Here is a 16400-nt window from a genome sequence, read left to right on the forward strand (position 1 = left end):
CAAAAGAGAAAAGATGAAGTGAAAGTTCTGTAAACCCCTTTCACTTCATCTTTTCTCTTTTGTTTTAGGAAGCGTGAACTTTATCAGTAACCTATTTGGCCTTGATCATAAACACAGCCGGCACCTGCCGTTGCTGTTCTTTATCGCTTGGTGTGATGGTTTGTTTTCCATTCACCAGCATACAACTGCTTCCGCCGCCATCGAGGTTCAATGCTTCAACGCAGCCGATCTCTTTGAGCATTCTTGCCTCCTGCGTTAAAGTTGCACCCTCGGCTTTGTTTGGGAAACGGCCCTCGATCACGAGCATGATGAGTTTGCCGTCTTTTGTATAGCCCATTGCGGTGCGGGGATGTTTGTCGTCTATCTGCTTGCCACCGAATTTCATTTCTTCGTTGTTGGAGATCTTTACCTCACCGTCTTGCACCAGTACGGGCCCTCCGCCTACGGCAGCATCCATTTTCCATTTTTTAAAATCTCCCATCTGTAACATTTCTTTTCCTGTATGTTTTGCAACGGAATCCTTAAATGCCGCAATGGGCTTCTGGCTCGCGTACGGAATCGACTGGGCAGAATCGGTGTAAAGCCATGCCACATCGGCCTTCCTGTTTCGGGCAATGCCGATCGCGCTTCCAAACGGGTGGCGGTAAGTGAAAGTGTCTTTCCCCCTTCCGTTAATCGTATGTTGCTGGTAGGCGGCCATCTTTCCTTCTTTCACCACTACATTCAGATTGCTGTTGTGCACAAATTCAAAAAAGGTGCAATTCATCACCAGCAGCGGCTTGCCTTCCTGTTCAAAATATTGCGTTGGCGTTAAACGTTTGCCGTTGCCCACCTGTGTAGTGAATTCGATCCCTTTTTCTTTCAGGTCCGCGCTTACGTAATAAGCGATATTGGGTTTCCCGTCAACCAGGTCGTTGGTCGTGTAAACATGCACCCCCTTTGGCAAAGGGCCGTACAGCGAATCAACATTTTTCCAGTTCCACTGTGCCTGCACAGCCAGGGTTGCTATTGCCAGAACAAAAACTGCTGCTATTTTTTTCATACCACAATACTAAAAAAGAAACGCCGGAATTGATCCGGCGCCTGTCAATGATTTATTATTTTTTTTGAAGGGATCCAAGTTAAAACTTTGCCCATGCACTGCGGCCCGTTTACGCTGTGGCCTGCAGTTTTTCTTCGTTCCATTTGTTTTTGCCATAGCCCGGTATCACATGTTTTTCGCTGTGATAAGAAGAACGCACGAGCGGGCCGCTTTCTACGTAGTCGAACCCAAGTTCATAACCGATCTCCCTTAATTCAGCAAACTCATCGGGATGCACAAAACGTTGAACGGGTAAATGTTTTTTTGTGGGTTGAAGGTATTGGCCGAGTGTAAGCACATCGCAACCTACGGCAACCAGGTCTTCCATGCTTTGGATAACCTCTTCTTTGGTTTCGCCCAGCCCGAGCATAATGCCTGTTTTTGTGCGCATGCCGCCTTGTTTCAGCAAACGCAGTACTTCCAGGCTGCGGCGGTATTTAGCTTGTATGCGAACCTGGCGCGTCATGCGTTCAACTGTTTCCATGTTGTGGCTAACCACATCGGGCGCTGCATTGATGATGCGTTGTACCTGGTCTTCCCTTCCCTGGAAATCAGGGATAAGTGTTTCGAGTGTGGTATCCGGGTTCAACCCTTTTACGGCCTCGATGGTGTTGTACCAGATGATCGATCCGCCATCTTTCAGTTCGTCGCGGTCAACACTCGTGATCACCGCATGTTTTACCTTCATCAGGTTGATGGCCTCGGCAACGCGCTGGGGTTCGTCCCAGTCAACGGCGCCCGGTCTTCCTGTAGCAACGGCGCAGAATCCGCAACTGCGGGTGCACACATTTCCCAGGATCATGAAGGTGGCTGTTCCTGCGCCCCAGCACTCACCCATATTGGGGCAGTTGCCGCTTTCGCAGATGGTGTGGAGCTTATGGGTATCTACGAGTCCGCGCACATGCTTATAGCTCTCGCCAATAGGCAGTTTTACGCGTAACCAGTTGGGTTTTTTGACTGGAAATTCAGCAGCTTCTGTTTTCGCTACCACGGGTAATTCTTGCATTTCAGTACCTCTTTATAAGTGAGAAGACGGGCTTCAGACCACAAAAGTAACTTACTTTCTCTTACCAAAAACAAGGGAGATATAGGCGTTGAAAAAGAACTTGTTCTCCTTGTTCAGCAGCATGATGGGCATTGCTTTGCTGTAGTATTCTGCATTTACACCCACTTCGATGGCCGAAAGCAGCTCATTGTAGCGACCGTAGTCGAAACGGAGCGCCGCGCGGGCATGTGCGCCGGGAACAAATTTGATCTCGTTAAACCCTTTGAAGAGGCCGCCTTTGCCGATGATGATGGTAGGATCGAGGAAAAGCGCATCGTTGTTGTCGTATTTGATCTGTTCGCGGGCATGCGTGGTCGGGTTCTCTATCTCGATGTAGTAAGGTTTTAACAAACCTGCCGTTAGCCCGCCTCCGTAAATAGCGGAAACTGCAACACCGTTCTTATTGCCCTTGCCGCCAATGAGCGTTTGCTGGCCAAGGCCCGCTTTCAGGTAATAGAAGTTATTCTGTTTGCCATAGATGTAACTCGAAACAACCAGGAAACCCTGTGAAGCGGTGAGTGTGGGTATCTTTTCTTCTTTGGGGTGTTTTCTTTCACCAAACTCGAGCCACCAGAGGTTGGTCTTGGTAATGGTCTTGTATTTGCCATGCTCATAGAACATGCCCCATCCGTCTGTGTTGAATTTGAAACCAAATGCGCCCTGCTTCTGGAAAATCAGCGCCCCTTCCTCTTCCTGCTTGATCAGTTGATTGATCTTTTCCCTGCGCTCCGCCTTTTTCAGTTGTTTGGCATCGGGGCCGGCAGTTGTTTTAACTCTCTGCTGGGCAGAAACCACCAACGAACTCAATACGAATGTTATTAAAAATAGCTTCTTCACTTCCATTTGGTTTGTTACTTGTAAATTTATGGCAAAATGACACAATGACTTCACAAATTATTTATAAAGGCGAATTAAGAACCACCGCCACCCATATCCAGAGCGGAACCGTGATCGAAACCGATGCGCCAACCGACAACCAGGGCAAAGGGGAGCGTTTTTCACCTACAGACCTGGTGGCCGTTGCGCTTGCCACCTGTATGGCAACCACGATGGCGATCAAATCGCGCACCATGAACATCGAGCTCGAGGGAACCACGATCGAGATCACCAAAGTGATGGCCAGCGACCCACGCCGCATCAGCCAACTGGCCGTAACCGTAAAATTCGCCAAAGCGCTCACCCTCGATAAAAAAGAACGCGACATACTCGAACACACTGCCCTGACCTGCCCCGTAGCAAGATCGCTGCATCCGGATGTGAGACAGGAGATCGGGTTTGAATGGAACGAAAACCATAATTAGTAATTAGTAATTAAGAATTAGGAATTAAGAATTAGGAATTAAGAATTAAGAATTACGGGTTGCCGGTACCCGAGCTTACTTTCAAATTCCTAATTCCTAATTCCTAATTCCTAATTTTCCCAGTACTCCATTGCCTACCGCACAACCAAGGCAACGTTTGTTGAGGCAATAATGATTTGTTAATTCTATCAGCGCCTGCGAATCAAGCGAGGAACGGTTGCTGATGTTCAATGCCTGCCATTGCCTGGTGATGGCATTTTTTTCAGCGGGCAATTCATACAACCACCGGATGGCTTTTTCGCGGGAACGTGCGTCGTTGCCGTACATACCATAGGCAAATAAAACAGGTACCACGGTATTGATGAGGATGTTTTCGGCCATCTGTTTCCCGAGGTGTTTGGGTTGATGCGCGGTTTCTTCGTCAAAACGGTAATGATCGTTCCAGTAGTCGTTCGCCGTAACCATAAACGATCCGATCACTTCTTTACACTGCTTTTCTTCCTTCAACAAAGCAAAAAGATGGGAAGAGGTATGCAGCAGCATGGCCAGTTGCGCAAGGCGTACGGTTGGGAATGCCGCGGGCCGCATGCGCAGGAAAGCAGGTTGCTTGCCCACGGTTTGCAACCCGTATTTTTTCTTAAGGAACACGTATTCCTTCTGCAGCATCACCGCGTAATGGTCTTTGTATTTCCCTGAGAGGAGGTTGGCTTGCCCGAGCAGCAAGGCCTCAAGCTGGTGGATCTGGTTCCTGTGTTTGGCAAGCAGCGTAACCGGGAGTGTTTTGGCCACCAGCTCAAACAAAGCGCTGTTCACGTTGATCCCGAAGTTGGCGGCGAGCATCCACCAGTAGGTTTCTTCCCAGTTACAGTTGGATTGCCTGAACAGGTTGAGCACCTGTTCCGATCTTCTTTCGAGGCGCTCGGCTGCGAGCCTTTCTTTCCATGCGCACCAGGCCAGGTGTTCGATTGCCGGTAAGAAAGAATGACAGGGGATCATTACCATCGTCTCCATCATCTGCGCATAACGCTCGAGTAAGATTTTGGGAACGCGCTGGTGAAGCGCGAGTGTGGGAAACAGGTTCCCCTGCGCATCATATACCGGCGCATCTTCTTCCCAAACAACATGAAGAATGATGTTTGAATAATTCCTGTCTGAACCGTGTTTGTGTTTGTACCAATCCGAAGAGAGCAGGTGCAACTCTACATTGCCCACCCATTTTGTCTGGCCGATGCGTATGACCGCCTCGGAAAAATCGGGCCCCTGGTGAAGATTAAGTATGCCGGGTTTTTCAATATGGATCGTTTCTCCCTGCGCGGTACATAGTTGCTGGCGGTTGAAATATTGGAACCGCCAGATGAACTGTAGTAATTTTTCATTCATAAAACACCGCTTTTATTGCGGCGGCTGAAAAATTACAAAGGATAGGAACGTAATAAATACCTGATTTTTGTTTACGGATTTATCGTATGCAACGCCTGCACAACGCGGCTCACCGGCAATCCCATCACGTTGTAAAAATCTCCGTTGATCGATCTTATGCCAACCACGCCGATCCATTCCTGTATGGCATAGGCGCCGGCTTTATCGTAGGGCTGGTATTTGTCTACATAAAATACGATCTGCTCTTCTGTCAATTCATAAAACACAACTTCCGTTACATCTGCGAATGCCGTTTCTTCGTGCCCGTGCAGGATCACCACACCCGTGATCACTTTGTGTTGTTTGCCTGATAACGATTTTAATATGCGGATCGCATCGGCACGGTCAACCGGTTTGTTGATCACTTCCTCATCCAACACCACGATGGTATCCGCGGCCACTACTGGGCGTTGTGAAAGCTCGCCATGAAAGGCGCTCTGCACATAGTTCTTCGCCGCATGTGCCTTGTTGCGCGCAATGTGCATCGCAATCTCGGTACGTGGCAGGTCGGCAGGAAAACTCTCATCTGTGTTCTGCACAATCACCCGGAACGGCACTTCGGCCCATTCCAATAACATTTTTCTTCGTGGGGATTGCGACGCGAGGATGATCTCTTTCATGTTCAAGGGTAAGTAGTGAATGATGGGCAGTTAATGGCAGATGGTGAATTTAGGAACTGACCGGCAATTAAAAAATTTTATCGTTGAGGGACAGATGTTCGTAAGCGTTCTTGCTTACAGGTAGAACATAAAGAACACCATCGACAGGATGCCCGTGAGCATAACGAGTTTTACAACGCTGCTGAGCTGGTGAAAATCTTCGGGCGATTGGGCCCTGAATAATTTCCGGAAGATCCATACCAGTGGCGCCACTACAAAAAGCATACAATAAAGGGCGCTGTGCCACCAGCCAAAGGGCAGAACGTAAAACTGCACCACCACTATGGTTGCAACGAGTACAACGATCCACACCGCTACAAATACTTTGCTCGCGTTCAGTCCCCATACAATGGGCATTGTCTTGCATCCATACCGCCGGTCGCCGTCCATGTCTTCCATGTCTTTGATCACTTCGCGGATAAGAGAGATGATGAATGCAAACGAAGCATACAAAACCGCGAACCTGAAAAAGCGGACCTCGTTGTGATCAACCGCTAATATCGTATTGATCTGCAGCGGGTATTTTGAAAAGAAAATAATAAAAATGACCCATGCCGTAAGCAGAGAGATCAATACGTTGCCGATGAGCAGTTGTTTTTTTAGATTCGTTGAATAGAACCACAACAAAATAATGCTTCCGAAATTGGCCAGTACCAGGTGCCAGTGCTGCGCGATGGGTAGTGCGGATACGGTGAAGAACAAACCCAGCAAACTCAGGAACATGTGCCAGAAAATAACCCAGCGCCTGTTGATGTGTACATTCACGATTACTTTATCGGGTTTGTTCACCTGGTCTATGTTCAGGTCGAAATAATCGTTGATGATGTATCCCGCTGCGGCGATCACTACGGAAGCGATCACCAGGAAAATAAATTGTTTTGTCTCCCCTTCCATCATTCCACCCGATGGGTATACTTTCCGATAGATGCAAAACTCAAACAACACCTGCGTAAGCGCTATGAATACGAGGTTGGGCCAGCGGATGAGTCTAAAAAAAGCAGGTACTATCATAAAGATTCAAGGTACAAGAAAACAAGGAACATGAACACAACACAATAACAGGAAACAAACAACTTTACTTTGATCTGACGGATGTATCGTTGTTCCAATCTCCCCGCAGTTTCATTACTTTTTCGATCACATCCCTCCCGCAGCCGTCGCCGCCCTTGTAATGTGAAATATAAACGGCGATCTCTTTTATTTCCTGTACGGCATCAAACGGGCAGCAGGGTAAACCGGTGAGTTGCATCACATCCAGGTCGGGAATATCATCGCCCATATAAAGCACTTTTTCCGGGCCGAGGTTGTGTTGCTTCATGAATTGCTGTAACACGGCGGCTTTGTTTTCGACCTGCATGTATACATCCTTCACGCCCAGTTTAAAAAGGCGTTCCTTTACTTCTTCCGAATATCCGCCCGATATCACCACAACATGGTACCCGCGTTTAACGGCAAGCTGCAACGCATACCCGTCTTTGATGTTCATCTTCCTGGCCATCACGCCGCCGGGCAATACAAGCAGGGTTCCGTCTGTTAACACGCCGTCAACATCAAAAACAAAACTGGTGATATGTTTGAATTTGTCGAGCATTTGCGGAACGGTTGTGGCCCCGTGTTCCGGGCCGCGGGGTCAAAGGCAAAATCTATTTCTGGTTGTCTCTCCACTCATACACCCATGCACTCTGTATCATTTCCAGGTGTCCTTCGGTGCTTTGCTCGCGTGTGCCGGCAAAATTGGGGATCTCGAGGATCCATTCGAGCAGGTCGGTGAAACGGATGCGGTATATGCGCCCCTCATTGAAGTCATCACCAAATCGCTCGTATAATTTCATCGCTATGTCTTCATGGTCTGCCCAGTGGATCGGCGGTTCAAAATGACTCATTGTTTTGGTTTGAAGTGTGAAGTTGGTTTGCGCGTTCTTTATTCTCCCAAGAATTGCGTTTGATCGGGCAATGTTACCTCTATCTCCCCATCTCCCTCCTGCAACACACACTGGCAACCCAACCGCGAATTGATGCGTGGATTAACGGCGCGGTCGATGAAATCCTCTTCCCTGTCGCTCAGCTCTTCCAGGTGGTCCATTCCTTTGTCAACGTACAGGTGACAGGTACTGCATGCACAAACCGCACCGCAGTTGTGGTGAAGCTCAATATCATTGTCCAGGCACACCTCCAGCAAGCTCTGGTCGTGCGCGATACCAGTAAGCGTAACGGGCTCCAGTCCTTTTTGCTCAAATTTTATCTTGATCGTATACATACCCTCCGTTTTGGCAGGCAAAAGTATCTTAGAATAGTTACTTAACCATCTTACTTAACGAAAAACTTGGCGATCGGGTTCAATTAGGGTGATTTTACGGGTTATTATTTCCGGATATAGACAGGATGCTTTCCGTCATGGCCCTGTAAATCCCGGCCGCCTGCGGATGCATTTCAAGCAGTTTGAGATGCTTTGCAATGGTTTTGCTGTCGCCCCTGGAAGCCGGCCCTGCCTGCAGGTCTTTCGGATGCCCGTGCCGCAACCGCTGCACCGAAGCTTCGATCAGGGGGTAAAAAAGGCTGAAATCGATCTGCTCCTTTTCACAATAGTCTGCCGCAAGATGAAAAAGATGGTTGGTGAAGTTCAATGTAAACGAAGCCAGCATGTGCAGTTTCGCCCGTTTTTCATCTCCTGCAACGATCACGTCGTTTGTAAAAAGGGATGCGAACGCGCTTAGCTCTGCGACCGTTTCCGGCGAATCGCCGTCTACCACCATCGTTACCGGGGCAAGATGGGCCATGTTCTTCCTTACCATCTTCATCGGCCAGGCTACGCCGTATTTACCGCCGGTATTTTCCAGGATGTTTTTTGAGATGGACCCCGCGGTGTGAACCACCGTTTTACCGGGTACGGATAACCGGGCCGCTACCTCTGCAACCGCATCGTCTGTTACAGCGATGAGATAAAGATCCGCGCTGGGTGTAATAAGCGATAACCGGTCGGTGGCCTCCGCTTCAAGCGCTGCTGCCAGGGTTTGGGCGTGTTGCAGCCGGTGGTTGTATACCTGCAGCACTTTGTGGCCGCTTTCCTTTAGTTCCTTGCCCATAACCGTGGCAACATTACCCGAACCGATGATCGTAACCTTCATATCTTTAAGCTTATGAAGATGAAATTAGCACAAAGGCTGCTCATCGGTTATTATAAAACCAAACTCAGGACCATTGCGCTGGTTTCGCCGGGCAAGGCAGCCAGGGAGGCTTTTGACATTTTCTGTACCCCTTTTTCCGAAAAGGCGCCAAAAAAACCGCCGCCCGCATTTCACGGGTCGGAGAAACTTTCTTTTGAAATGGATGGCGCCACCATCCGCGGTTTCAGGTTCAACCCTTCCAAACCAAATGGCAGGAAGATCCTGGTGGTGCACGGCTTCCGCAGCTATTCCTATAAGTTCGAGGCCTATTTCCTGGCGCTCAGGCAGGAAGGGTTTGAAGTGATCGCTTTCGATGCGCCGGCCCACGGGCTCAGTTCGGGTAAACGCATCAACGCATATATATATAAGAGAGTAATCGAACAGATCGAAAAACACTACGGGCCTTTTTATGGGGTGATGGGACATTCTTTCGGCGGGCTCTCTGCCTCACTGGCATTTGAGGGCTTTACAGATCGATCCAACCGGAAGCTGGTGCTCATCGCACCCGCCGAAACAGAAACAGCCATCGATAATTTTTTTACCATCACCCGGCTCAACGAACATGTACGCCGTAGTTTCACGAACATGGTGAACAAACTCAGCGAATACCCCATCAGTTATTTCTCGGTAGGAAGGGCAGTAAAAACACTTGATTCGCCGGTTTTGTGGATCCACGACAAGCACGATGTGATCTGTCCCTTTGCCGATGTTAAGCCTTTATTATCATTGGATCTGCCGCATGTGACCTTTCATGTTACAGAGGGGCTGGGACACAATAAAATTTACCGCGAAGAGAAAATCAGGCGCCAGATCGTGCAGTTTTTCGCAGACGGCATTTCCTGATATTTTTTGTGTTTTGATCCTTTCCCCTAATATTGCAGCGAAGAACTCCTCCTGATCCGGCCAAGCCGGACGGTATTTTCCGGGTTCGGGCATAAGGTTACATAGACGAAAAATTCCGTTCGGAACGGACCAACAAGGCTGTATGGCAAAAAACTTACTCATCGTAGAGTCACCGGCAAAAGCCAAGACCATAGAAAAGATCCTCGGGAAAGATTTCGAGGTCAGGAGTTGCTATGGGCACATCCGCGACCTGGAAAAAGACGATATGGGGATCGATGTGAACAATAACTACCAGCCCCGTTACAAGGTGCCGGAAGACAAGGAAAGGGTCGTAAAAGAACTCAGGCAACTCGCTAAAAAGTCGGACGAAGTATGGCTCGCATCGGATGAGGACCGTGAAGGGGAAAGCATCAGCTGGCACCTGGCGGAAGTATTGGGGCTCGATCCCAAAGAGACCAAAAGGATCGTGTTCCACGAGATCACAGCTCCGGCCATTAAAAAAGCAGTTGACAATCCACGCAAAATAGACATGAACCTGGTGAATGCGCAGCAGGCAAGGCGCGTGCTCGACAGGCTGGTTGGTTTTGAACTCAGCCCCGTGCTGTGGCGCAAGATCGGTATGCAGCGCAGCCTCAGCGCCGGTCGTGTGCAGAGTGTGGCGGTGCGACTGATCGTTGAGCGGGAAAGAGAGATCAACAATTTTATCCCCGAAAGCAGTTATAAAATAGAAGCGTTTTTTACGGCGCAGGACATCAACAACAAAACGGTTACGTTCAAGGCAGACGGGCCCAATAAAATGTCTACCGAAAAAGATGCAAAATCATTTTTGGAAAGTTGCAAAGGCGCGAACTATACGGTTGCGGACATCCAGGTAAAACCCGCAAAACGCACACCGGCAGCGCCTTTCACCACCTCAACCCTGCAACAGGAAGCATCGCGCAAGATGGGGTACAGCGTGAGCAAGACGATGCTGCTTGCGCAGAAACTGTACGAAAGCGGAAAGATCACCTACATGCGTACAGACAGCGTGAATCTTAGTGATACCGCACTGGCCGATATCCGCAAACAGGTAACCAACGCGTACGGCGAACAATACCATCAACCCAGGAAATTCAAGAACAAGAACGATAACGCGCAGGAGGCGCACGAAGCCATCAGGCCAACGTACATGAGTACAACATCCGTAGAAGATGAAGACTCGCGCCGGCTCTACGAACTGATCTGGAAAAGAACCATCGCCTCCCAGATGAGCGATGCGGAGTTTGAAAAAACAACTGCGAAGATCGATATCAGCACCAATAAGGAAACCCTGTCCGCAAACGGTGAAGTGATGAAATTCGACGGCTTCCTGAAAGTATACCTCGAAGGCAAAGACGAAGAAGACGAAGAAAATACAGAAGGCATGCTTCCGCCACTGACGGTGGGAATGAAGCTCGATTTTACCGAGATGACCGCTTCGGAAAAATTCACACGGCCGGCGGCGCGCTATACGGAGGCATCGCTCGTAAAAAAACTGGAAGAACTGGGCATCGGCCGGCCATCAACGTATGCGCCAACGATCTCCACCATTGTAAAAAGAAATTACGTAGAGAAGCGGGAGAAAGAAGGGGTGAAAAGGGAAGTGGCGCTGCTTACTTTATCAAAGAACGACAACATCGGCAAACAGATCTTACAGGAAAATACCGGCGCAGAAAAAAACAAGCTGTTCCCGACCGATCTTGGTTTGGTGGTGACGGATTTTCTGAAACAATATTTTACGCGAGTGATGGATTTCAGTTTCACCGCGAAGATCGAAGAAGAGTTTGACCAGATCGCCGAAGGAAAAATTTCCTGGAGCAAAATGATCGACGGTTTTTACAAACCTTTCCACGAAACCATCGAGCACACACTCGAAACCGCGGAGCGGGCCAAAGGCGAAAGGGAGCTGGGCATCGATGAGGCCACGGGCAAAAAAGTGATCGCGCGTATGGGGCGTTATGGCCCGATGGTACAGATCGGCGACACATCAGATGAAACAGAAAAACCAAGGTTCGCCAAACTCAAACAATCGCAAAGCATCGAAACCATCACCATGGAAGAAGCGATGCAGTTGTTCTCTTTGCCAAGAACATTGGGCGAATACGAGGGACAGGAGGTTTCCGTAAACGTAGGAAGGTTTGGTCCGTATGTAAAGCTTGGCGAACAGTTCATTTCCATTCCGAAAGGAGAAGACCTGCACGAGATCGAATTGGAGCGTGCCATAGAGCTGATCAACGAGAAACAGCAGGCCGATGCACCGATCGCTTTTTACATGGAACTGCCGGTAACAAAGGGCAAGGGGCGTTTTGGACCGTTCATCAAATGGAACGATATGTTCATCAACATACCGCGGGCATATAATTTTGATGCGCTTTCGCAGAGCGATATCAATGAACTGATCGAAAAGAAAATTGCCAAAGAAGAAAACCGTTTCATCAGGCAATGGCCGGCCGAAAAGATCTCTATCGAAAATGGAAGATGGGGGCCGTTCATACGCTTCAACAAAAAAATGCTCAAACTGCACCGCAAGCCAGACAGCAGCAAGTATACGCCTGAAGAACTGGCAGACATCGACATCGAGGTGATCAAACAAATGATCGAAGAGCAGGTGCCGAATGCCTTTGCCAAGAAAGCAGCGAAGAAAACCGCGGCGCCGAAGAAGGCAGCAAAGAAAGCAGCACCCAAGAAAGCGGCAAAGAAGAAATAATTTTACGGGACGGTTCTATAAAAAGCGTCCGTAAACAAAAAGTGGTTAAAAGAAGTTCAACCTTCCTTTAACCACTTTTTATTTTTCAGGATCTTGACCCCGCAACTCAATCGTATCGCCCCATCTGCCTGAGGAAGCGTACGTGTTCCGCAACTGCCTGGCGCATGGTTGGATATTCGATGTACTGGAGCTTGTATTCCCTGCAAACGTTCCTTACGATCTCGCTGATGGCAGGATAATGTACGTGTGATATTTTCGGGAACAGGTGGTGTTCGATCTGGAAGTTCAACCCTCCTACCAGCCAGCTGATCACTTTGTTCCTGGTTGCAAAATTGGCCGTTGTCTTGATCTGGTGCGCCGCAAACTCATCCGGCAGTTTATTTGTTTCGATGTTTGCGACAGGGAACTCCGTATCGCCCACTACGTGGGCAAGCTGGAACACGATGCTTAGGATAAAACCGGCAACGATGCTCATTACAGAAAAACCGATCAGCCAGTTTACAAAACCGAGAAAAATGATAGGGATCACAACAAACACTGCAGCATGGTATATTTTAACCGCCCAGAACTCGATGTGGTCTTTCACCGCCATCTTTTTCAGCGGGATCTCGCCGATCTTTCCTGAGAAATATTTTTTATAATCGGTATAAAAGATCCAGAACACATAAAGCAGGCTGTACATCGCCACAAAATAAATGTGCTGGAACTTGTGGAGTTTGTGACGTTTCTGGGTTGGCGCCATACGCATGAGGCTGCCGATCTCGATGTCGTCGTCCACGCCATCCACATTGGTAAAACTGTGGTGGATCATGTTGTGCTTCATGTTCCACATAAAATGATTGGCGCCCAGTAAACTGATAGAAGATGCGGCCACACGGTTCATACCTTTTTTGGTGCTGAAGCTGCCGTGGCTGCCATCGTGCATTACATTGAAACCGATCGCGGCCACGAGCCCGCCCATCACAATGCACTCGCCAAGGGCGATGTACCAGACGGGTGTAAAGACCAGCAAGTGAATGTACACGGCGACCAGCAGGGTGATCAGGATCGCGGCCTTTGTAAAAAGTTTGGAGGTACCCGTTGATTTGATACCTTTTTCATCAAAATATTGCTGAACGCGGTTTTTAAGATCTGTGTGAAGCGACTTACCTACCTGGGGGAACTTGGGAATAGAAAATTGTGACATGCGGAACGTTAAATATTATACCTCAAATGTACCTATTAAAGCCTTAGGGCTGTTGTTAATTTTGGGAATTTTTGCCAACCCCTTCATACCGTAACGTGTATATAACAATAATATTATGCAAGCATAAGTTCATATTTCCACAGGTAGGGATAACTTAACCGGCATTCATAACCAAAATTTAATTTAGTTTGATGCTGAATAAGGGGTAAAAACGCCCGCTATCTCAGCTTTATGCAGGAAACAAAAGAGATCAATGCGCTGTTTACGCTGATAGATGACCCGGATGAGGAGGTGTATTCGACCGTTTCGGAGAAGATCGTGGCTTACGGTAAGAACATCATCCCCAACCTGGAACATTTATGGGAAACCACATTGAGTGAGGATGTGCAGGAACGCATCGAAATGATCATCCACCACCTGCATTATACCGACCTGCAGAACGACATGATCGAGTGGCGCGACAGCGCTTACCACGACCTGCTTTGCGGCGCATTGCTTGTTTCAAAGTTCCAGTACCCCGATCTTCATACCACACCGGTTCTGCAGGATGTGGAAAAGATCCGCCGGAACGTGTGGCTCGAGCTCAACAGCTTTCTTACACCGCTTGAACAGGCCAACGTATTGTCGAGCATCATTTATAATTATTACAACCTGAAAGGCGTTGAGGTAAACTACGATAGTCCCGATGAGTTTTTCATTCACAAAGTGCTTGAAACAAAAAAAGGCAACGCACTTGCCAATGGTATTTTATACCAGGTGCTCTGCGATCTGCTCGACATCAATGCCAAGATCATCAACATACCCAAACAATGCATCATTGCCTTCTATCATTCGGATTATGATGCGGGGTACATAGGCCATCCGCAGGATAAGATCCATTTTTACGTGGATGCCACAACGGGCCAGGCCTTCTCGCACAAAGACGTGGAAAATTATTTCAAACGCATTTCTGTTCCGCCAACGCCTTCGTATTTCAAACCGCAATCGCACAAACGGATCATCCAGGTGCTGCTCGAAGAAACCGCCAAATGCTTCGACCGCCCATCAAACAGCTACAAGCAAACCGAACTGCTCAAACTGGCAGACCTGTTGGATGCGTAGTGCAACCGTAAGTGTTGGGCCATTCAAAAAAGATCAGCAGCGCTTGTTATAAACCAGGTATTCCGCATCCCGCTCCCACCCGTTCCGCTCATACACGCGCTGGGCGCGGTAATTGTCTTTCGCGGTTTGCAGCATGAGGTAACGGGCCGATGTATCGGCGCCCAGCTGTTCTGCGGCGGCGAGCAAAGCATCTGCGGCGCCTGAACCGCGCGCGTTTTCTGGAACGAACAGGTCGTTGAGCAACCAGGCACGCTTCATCCCCACCGAAGAAAAAATGGGATAAAGCTGGGTGAAGCCAACCATCGCATCATTGTATACCGCAACCAGGATCACCGATTCATTTCTTTCAATGCGCTCCGAAAGAAATTGTTTGGCAGCGCCGGGGTCTGAAGGTTGTTTGTAAAACATCCTGTACCCATCAAACAGTATGGACAATTCATCTAAATCGGCGGAGGTTGCTTGGCGAACTAACATCTAAGGTGCGGGGTTAGAATAAAAATCGGGAGAATGTAAAACTCAAAAAGTACGAGGCACAGATACCAATGATCCGTACTTCGTACTTTGATTCCTGTTTCAACCTTGGTTTAAACAAGGCTTGCTTCCATCGTAATATCCATATTGTACGCTTTGCTTACCGGGCAATTTGCTTTTGCGTCGGCGGCGCATTCCTGGAATTTTTCCGGGGTGATGCCGGGAACTTTTGCTTTTACCACGAGTTCCGATTTTGTGATCGAGCCGATGGATGGATCGAGCGTGATCGCGCAGCTTGTTTCAAGCGAATCGGGTGTAAAACCCGCGGCACCCAGTACAAAAGAGAGCTTCATGGTAAAACATCCCGCATGGGCGGCGGCCATCAATTCTTCGGGATTGGTGCCTACCCCTTCTTCAAAACGAGAAGTAAATGAGTACTGTGTCTGGTTAAGCGTGGTGCTTTGCGTGGTAAGATTACCTTTTCCTTCTTTGCCTGATCCGTTCCAAACGGCTGTAGCGGTGCGTTTCATAAGTATTTGTTTTTAGATTTGACGAAAATTAAAACATGATCAACTGGGACGATTTCGAAAAAATAGACATCCGCAGCGGAACGATCATTGAAGTTAACGATTTCCCCAAAGCCAAAAAACCCGCTTACCAGCTAAGCATCGATTTTGGCACTTTGGGTGTCAAACAATCGTCGGCCCAGGTTACGCACCACTACCCAAAAGAAGCATTGCTTGGCAAACAGGTAGTGGCAGTGGTGAATTTCCCGCCGAAACAAATAGCCAACTTTTTCAGTGAATGTCTCGTATTGGGTGTGTATGATGAAAATAATCAGGTAATTTTATTACAGCCGGATCAACCGGTTTCAAACGGACAACGTATTGGCTGATGAGCGAACTTCACTATACTTACTACGAGAGCCCTGTGGGAATGCTGAAGATCGGCGGTACCGACAGCTACATCTGCGAACTTACTTTCGTTGACAACCCGGACCAGCTTACCCATGGCGAACCCGGTATCACCGAAGTGATGCACCAGTGTACGGAACAGCTGATCGAATACTTTCACGGCAAGCGAAGGAATTTCGACATCCCCGTTCACCAGAACGGCACCGAGTTCCAGCTTCGTGTGTGGAGCGAATTGATGGAGATCGCATACGGAAAAACGATCAGTTACATGGACCTCGCCAAAAGACTCGGCGACCCAAAAGTGATACGCGCCGCCGCCAGCACAAATGGCAAAAACAACATCGCCATCATCGTGCCCTGCCACAGGGTGATCGGCAGCGACAGCTCCCTTGTTGGCTATGCAGGCGGCAAATGGAGAAAAAAATGGTTACTGGGTCATGAATTTAAAATAGCACATGGGGTGCAAACCTTATTCTAGTTTTCGGTTTGCT

The 16400-nt window shown here is 48.5% G+C and carries 19 protein-coding genes and 1 pseudogene; 6 read left to right on the forward strand and 14 right to left on the reverse strand.

Features of this window, described 5'->3' with window-relative positions; genetic code table 11:
* Window positions 1-91: 91 nt before the first annotated feature.
* From GWC95_RS14715 to GWC95_RS14725, 3 genes are all read right to left on the reverse strand, one after another.
* Window positions 92-1042, reverse strand: coding sequence for a phosphodiester glycosidase family protein (locus GWC95_RS14715; RefSeq protein WP_161819477.1), 951 nt, complete (start codon window positions 1040-1042; stop codon window positions 92-94).
* A gap of 109 nt (window positions 1043-1151) precedes the next feature.
* Entirely contained in the window at window positions 1152-2087 is a 936-nt protein-coding gene (lipA, locus tag GWC95_RS14720; protein WP_161819478.1) for a lipoyl synthase, read from the reverse strand.
* Between the two features lie 51 nt (window positions 2088-2138).
* Window positions 2139-2963 carry a hypothetical protein gene (locus tag GWC95_RS14725; RefSeq protein ID WP_161819479.1) on the reverse strand — a complete coding sequence of 275 codons (825 nt, stop codon included), beginning with the start codon at window positions 2961-2963 and terminating at the stop codon, window positions 2139-2141.
* Between the two features lie 44 nt (window positions 2964-3007).
* Here GWC95_RS14725 and GWC95_RS14730 point away from each other — a divergent pair, with 44 nt between their 5' ends.
* A complete protein-coding gene (locus GWC95_RS14730; RefSeq protein WP_161819480.1) occupies window positions 3008-3427 on the forward strand; it encodes an OsmC family protein in 420 nt (139 codons plus the stop codon).
* 96 nt (window positions 3428-3523) lie between these two features.
* Here the strand turns inward: GWC95_RS14730 and GWC95_RS14735 are convergent, their stop codons facing one another.
* The 8 genes and pseudogenes from GWC95_RS14735 to GWC95_RS19920 all read right to left on the reverse strand — a co-directional run.
* Window positions 3524-4807, reverse strand: a complete 1284-nt coding sequence (locus tag GWC95_RS14735; protein ID WP_161819481.1) for a DUF2851 family protein — start codon at window positions 4805-4807, stop codon at window positions 3524-3526.
* A gap of 71 nt (window positions 4808-4878) precedes the next feature.
* Window positions 4879-5466: a Maf family nucleotide pyrophosphatase gene (locus GWC95_RS14740; RefSeq protein WP_161819482.1), complete on the reverse strand. Its 588-nt coding sequence runs from the start codon at window positions 5464-5466 to the stop codon at window positions 4879-4881.
* Between the two features lie 114 nt (window positions 5467-5580).
* Entirely contained in the window at window positions 5581-6516 is a 936-nt protein-coding gene (locus GWC95_RS14745; protein ID WP_161819483.1) for a geranylgeranylglycerol-phosphate geranylgeranyltransferase, read from the reverse strand.
* Window positions 6517-6580: 64 nt separating this feature from the next.
* Window positions 6581-7096: a KdsC family phosphatase gene (locus GWC95_RS14750; protein ID WP_161819484.1), complete on the reverse strand. Its 516-nt coding sequence runs from the start codon at window positions 7094-7096 to the stop codon at window positions 6581-6583.
* Window positions 7097-7148: 52 nt separating this feature from the next.
* Entirely contained in the window at window positions 7149-7388 is a 240-nt protein-coding gene (gene iscX, locus GWC95_RS14755) for a Fe-S cluster assembly protein IscX (protein ID WP_161819485.1), read from the reverse strand.
* A 38-nt stretch (window positions 7389-7426) separates the two neighbouring features.
* Window positions 7427-7762, reverse strand: coding sequence for a 2Fe-2S iron-sulfur cluster-binding protein (locus GWC95_RS14760; protein WP_161819486.1), 336 nt, complete (start codon window positions 7760-7762; stop codon window positions 7427-7429).
* A 94-nt stretch (window positions 7763-7856) separates the two neighbouring features.
* Window positions 7857-8303, reverse strand: coding sequence for a DUF2520 domain-containing protein (locus tag GWC95_RS19915; RefSeq protein ID WP_317164141.1), 447 nt, complete (start codon window positions 8301-8303; stop codon window positions 7857-7859).
* 45 nt (window positions 8304-8348) lie between these two features.
* Window positions 8349-8633: pseudogene (locus tag GWC95_RS19920) on the reverse strand (NAD(P)-binding domain-containing protein); the annotation flags it as partial.
* A 15-nt stretch (window positions 8634-8648) separates the two neighbouring features.
* Between GWC95_RS19920 and GWC95_RS14770 the strand changes: the two are divergent.
* Window positions 8649-9512, forward strand: a complete 864-nt coding sequence (locus tag GWC95_RS14770; protein WP_161819488.1) for an alpha/beta hydrolase — start codon at window positions 8649-8651, stop codon at window positions 9510-9512.
* 142 nt (window positions 9513-9654) lie between these two features.
* Entirely contained in the window at window positions 9655-12237 is a 2583-nt protein-coding gene (gene topA, locus GWC95_RS14775; RefSeq protein ID WP_161819489.1) for a type I DNA topoisomerase, read from the forward strand.
* A gap of 106 nt (window positions 12238-12343) precedes the next feature.
* Here the strand turns inward: topA and GWC95_RS14780 are convergent, their stop codons facing one another.
* Entirely contained in the window at window positions 12344-13423 is a 1080-nt protein-coding gene (locus GWC95_RS14780; protein ID WP_161819490.1) for a fatty acid desaturase family protein, read from the reverse strand.
* A 231-nt stretch (window positions 13424-13654) separates the two neighbouring features.
* Here GWC95_RS14780 and GWC95_RS14785 point away from each other — a divergent pair, with 231 nt between their 5' ends.
* Window positions 13655-14524 (forward strand): transglutaminase family protein, encoded by an 870-nt coding sequence (locus GWC95_RS14785; protein WP_161819491.1) that lies wholly within the window; start codon window positions 13655-13657, stop codon window positions 14522-14524.
* Window positions 14525-14557: 33 nt separating this feature from the next.
* Here GWC95_RS14785 and GWC95_RS14790 read toward each other — a convergent pair whose 3' ends face one another.
* Together GWC95_RS14790 and GWC95_RS14795 are read right to left on the reverse strand one after the other, a co-directional pair.
* Window positions 14558-14998 (reverse strand): GNAT family N-acetyltransferase, encoded by a 441-nt coding sequence (locus tag GWC95_RS14790; protein ID WP_161819492.1) that lies wholly within the window; start codon window positions 14996-14998, stop codon window positions 14558-14560.
* 110 nt (window positions 14999-15108) lie between these two features.
* On the reverse strand, window positions 15109-15525 hold the full coding sequence (locus GWC95_RS14795; protein ID WP_161819493.1) for an OsmC family protein: 417 nt from the start codon (window positions 15523-15525) through the stop codon (window positions 15109-15111).
* A 35-nt stretch (window positions 15526-15560) separates the two neighbouring features.
* Here GWC95_RS14795 and GWC95_RS14800 point away from each other — a divergent pair, with 35 nt between their 5' ends.
* Together GWC95_RS14800 and GWC95_RS14805 are read left to right on the forward strand one after the other, a co-directional pair.
* The gene (locus tag GWC95_RS14800; protein WP_161819494.1) at window positions 15561-15890 is read left to right on the forward strand and encodes a tRNA-binding protein; all 330 of its coding nucleotides are present in this window, start codon (window positions 15561-15563) and stop codon (window positions 15888-15890) included.
* On the forward strand, window positions 15890-16387 hold the full coding sequence (locus tag GWC95_RS14805; RefSeq protein ID WP_161819495.1) for a methylated-DNA--[protein]-cysteine S-methyltransferase: 498 nt from the start codon (window positions 15890-15892) through the stop codon (window positions 16385-16387). Before GWC95_RS14800 ends, GWC95_RS14805 begins: the two co-directional genes overlap by 1 nt.
* The last annotated feature ends 13 nt before the right edge of the window (window positions 16388-16400 follow it).

Origin of the sequence: Sediminibacterium roseum, from assembly GCF_009939005.1 — a bacterium.
Classification (GTDB): domain Bacteria; phylum Bacteroidota; class Bacteroidia; order Chitinophagales; family Chitinophagaceae; genus Sediminibacterium; species Sediminibacterium roseum.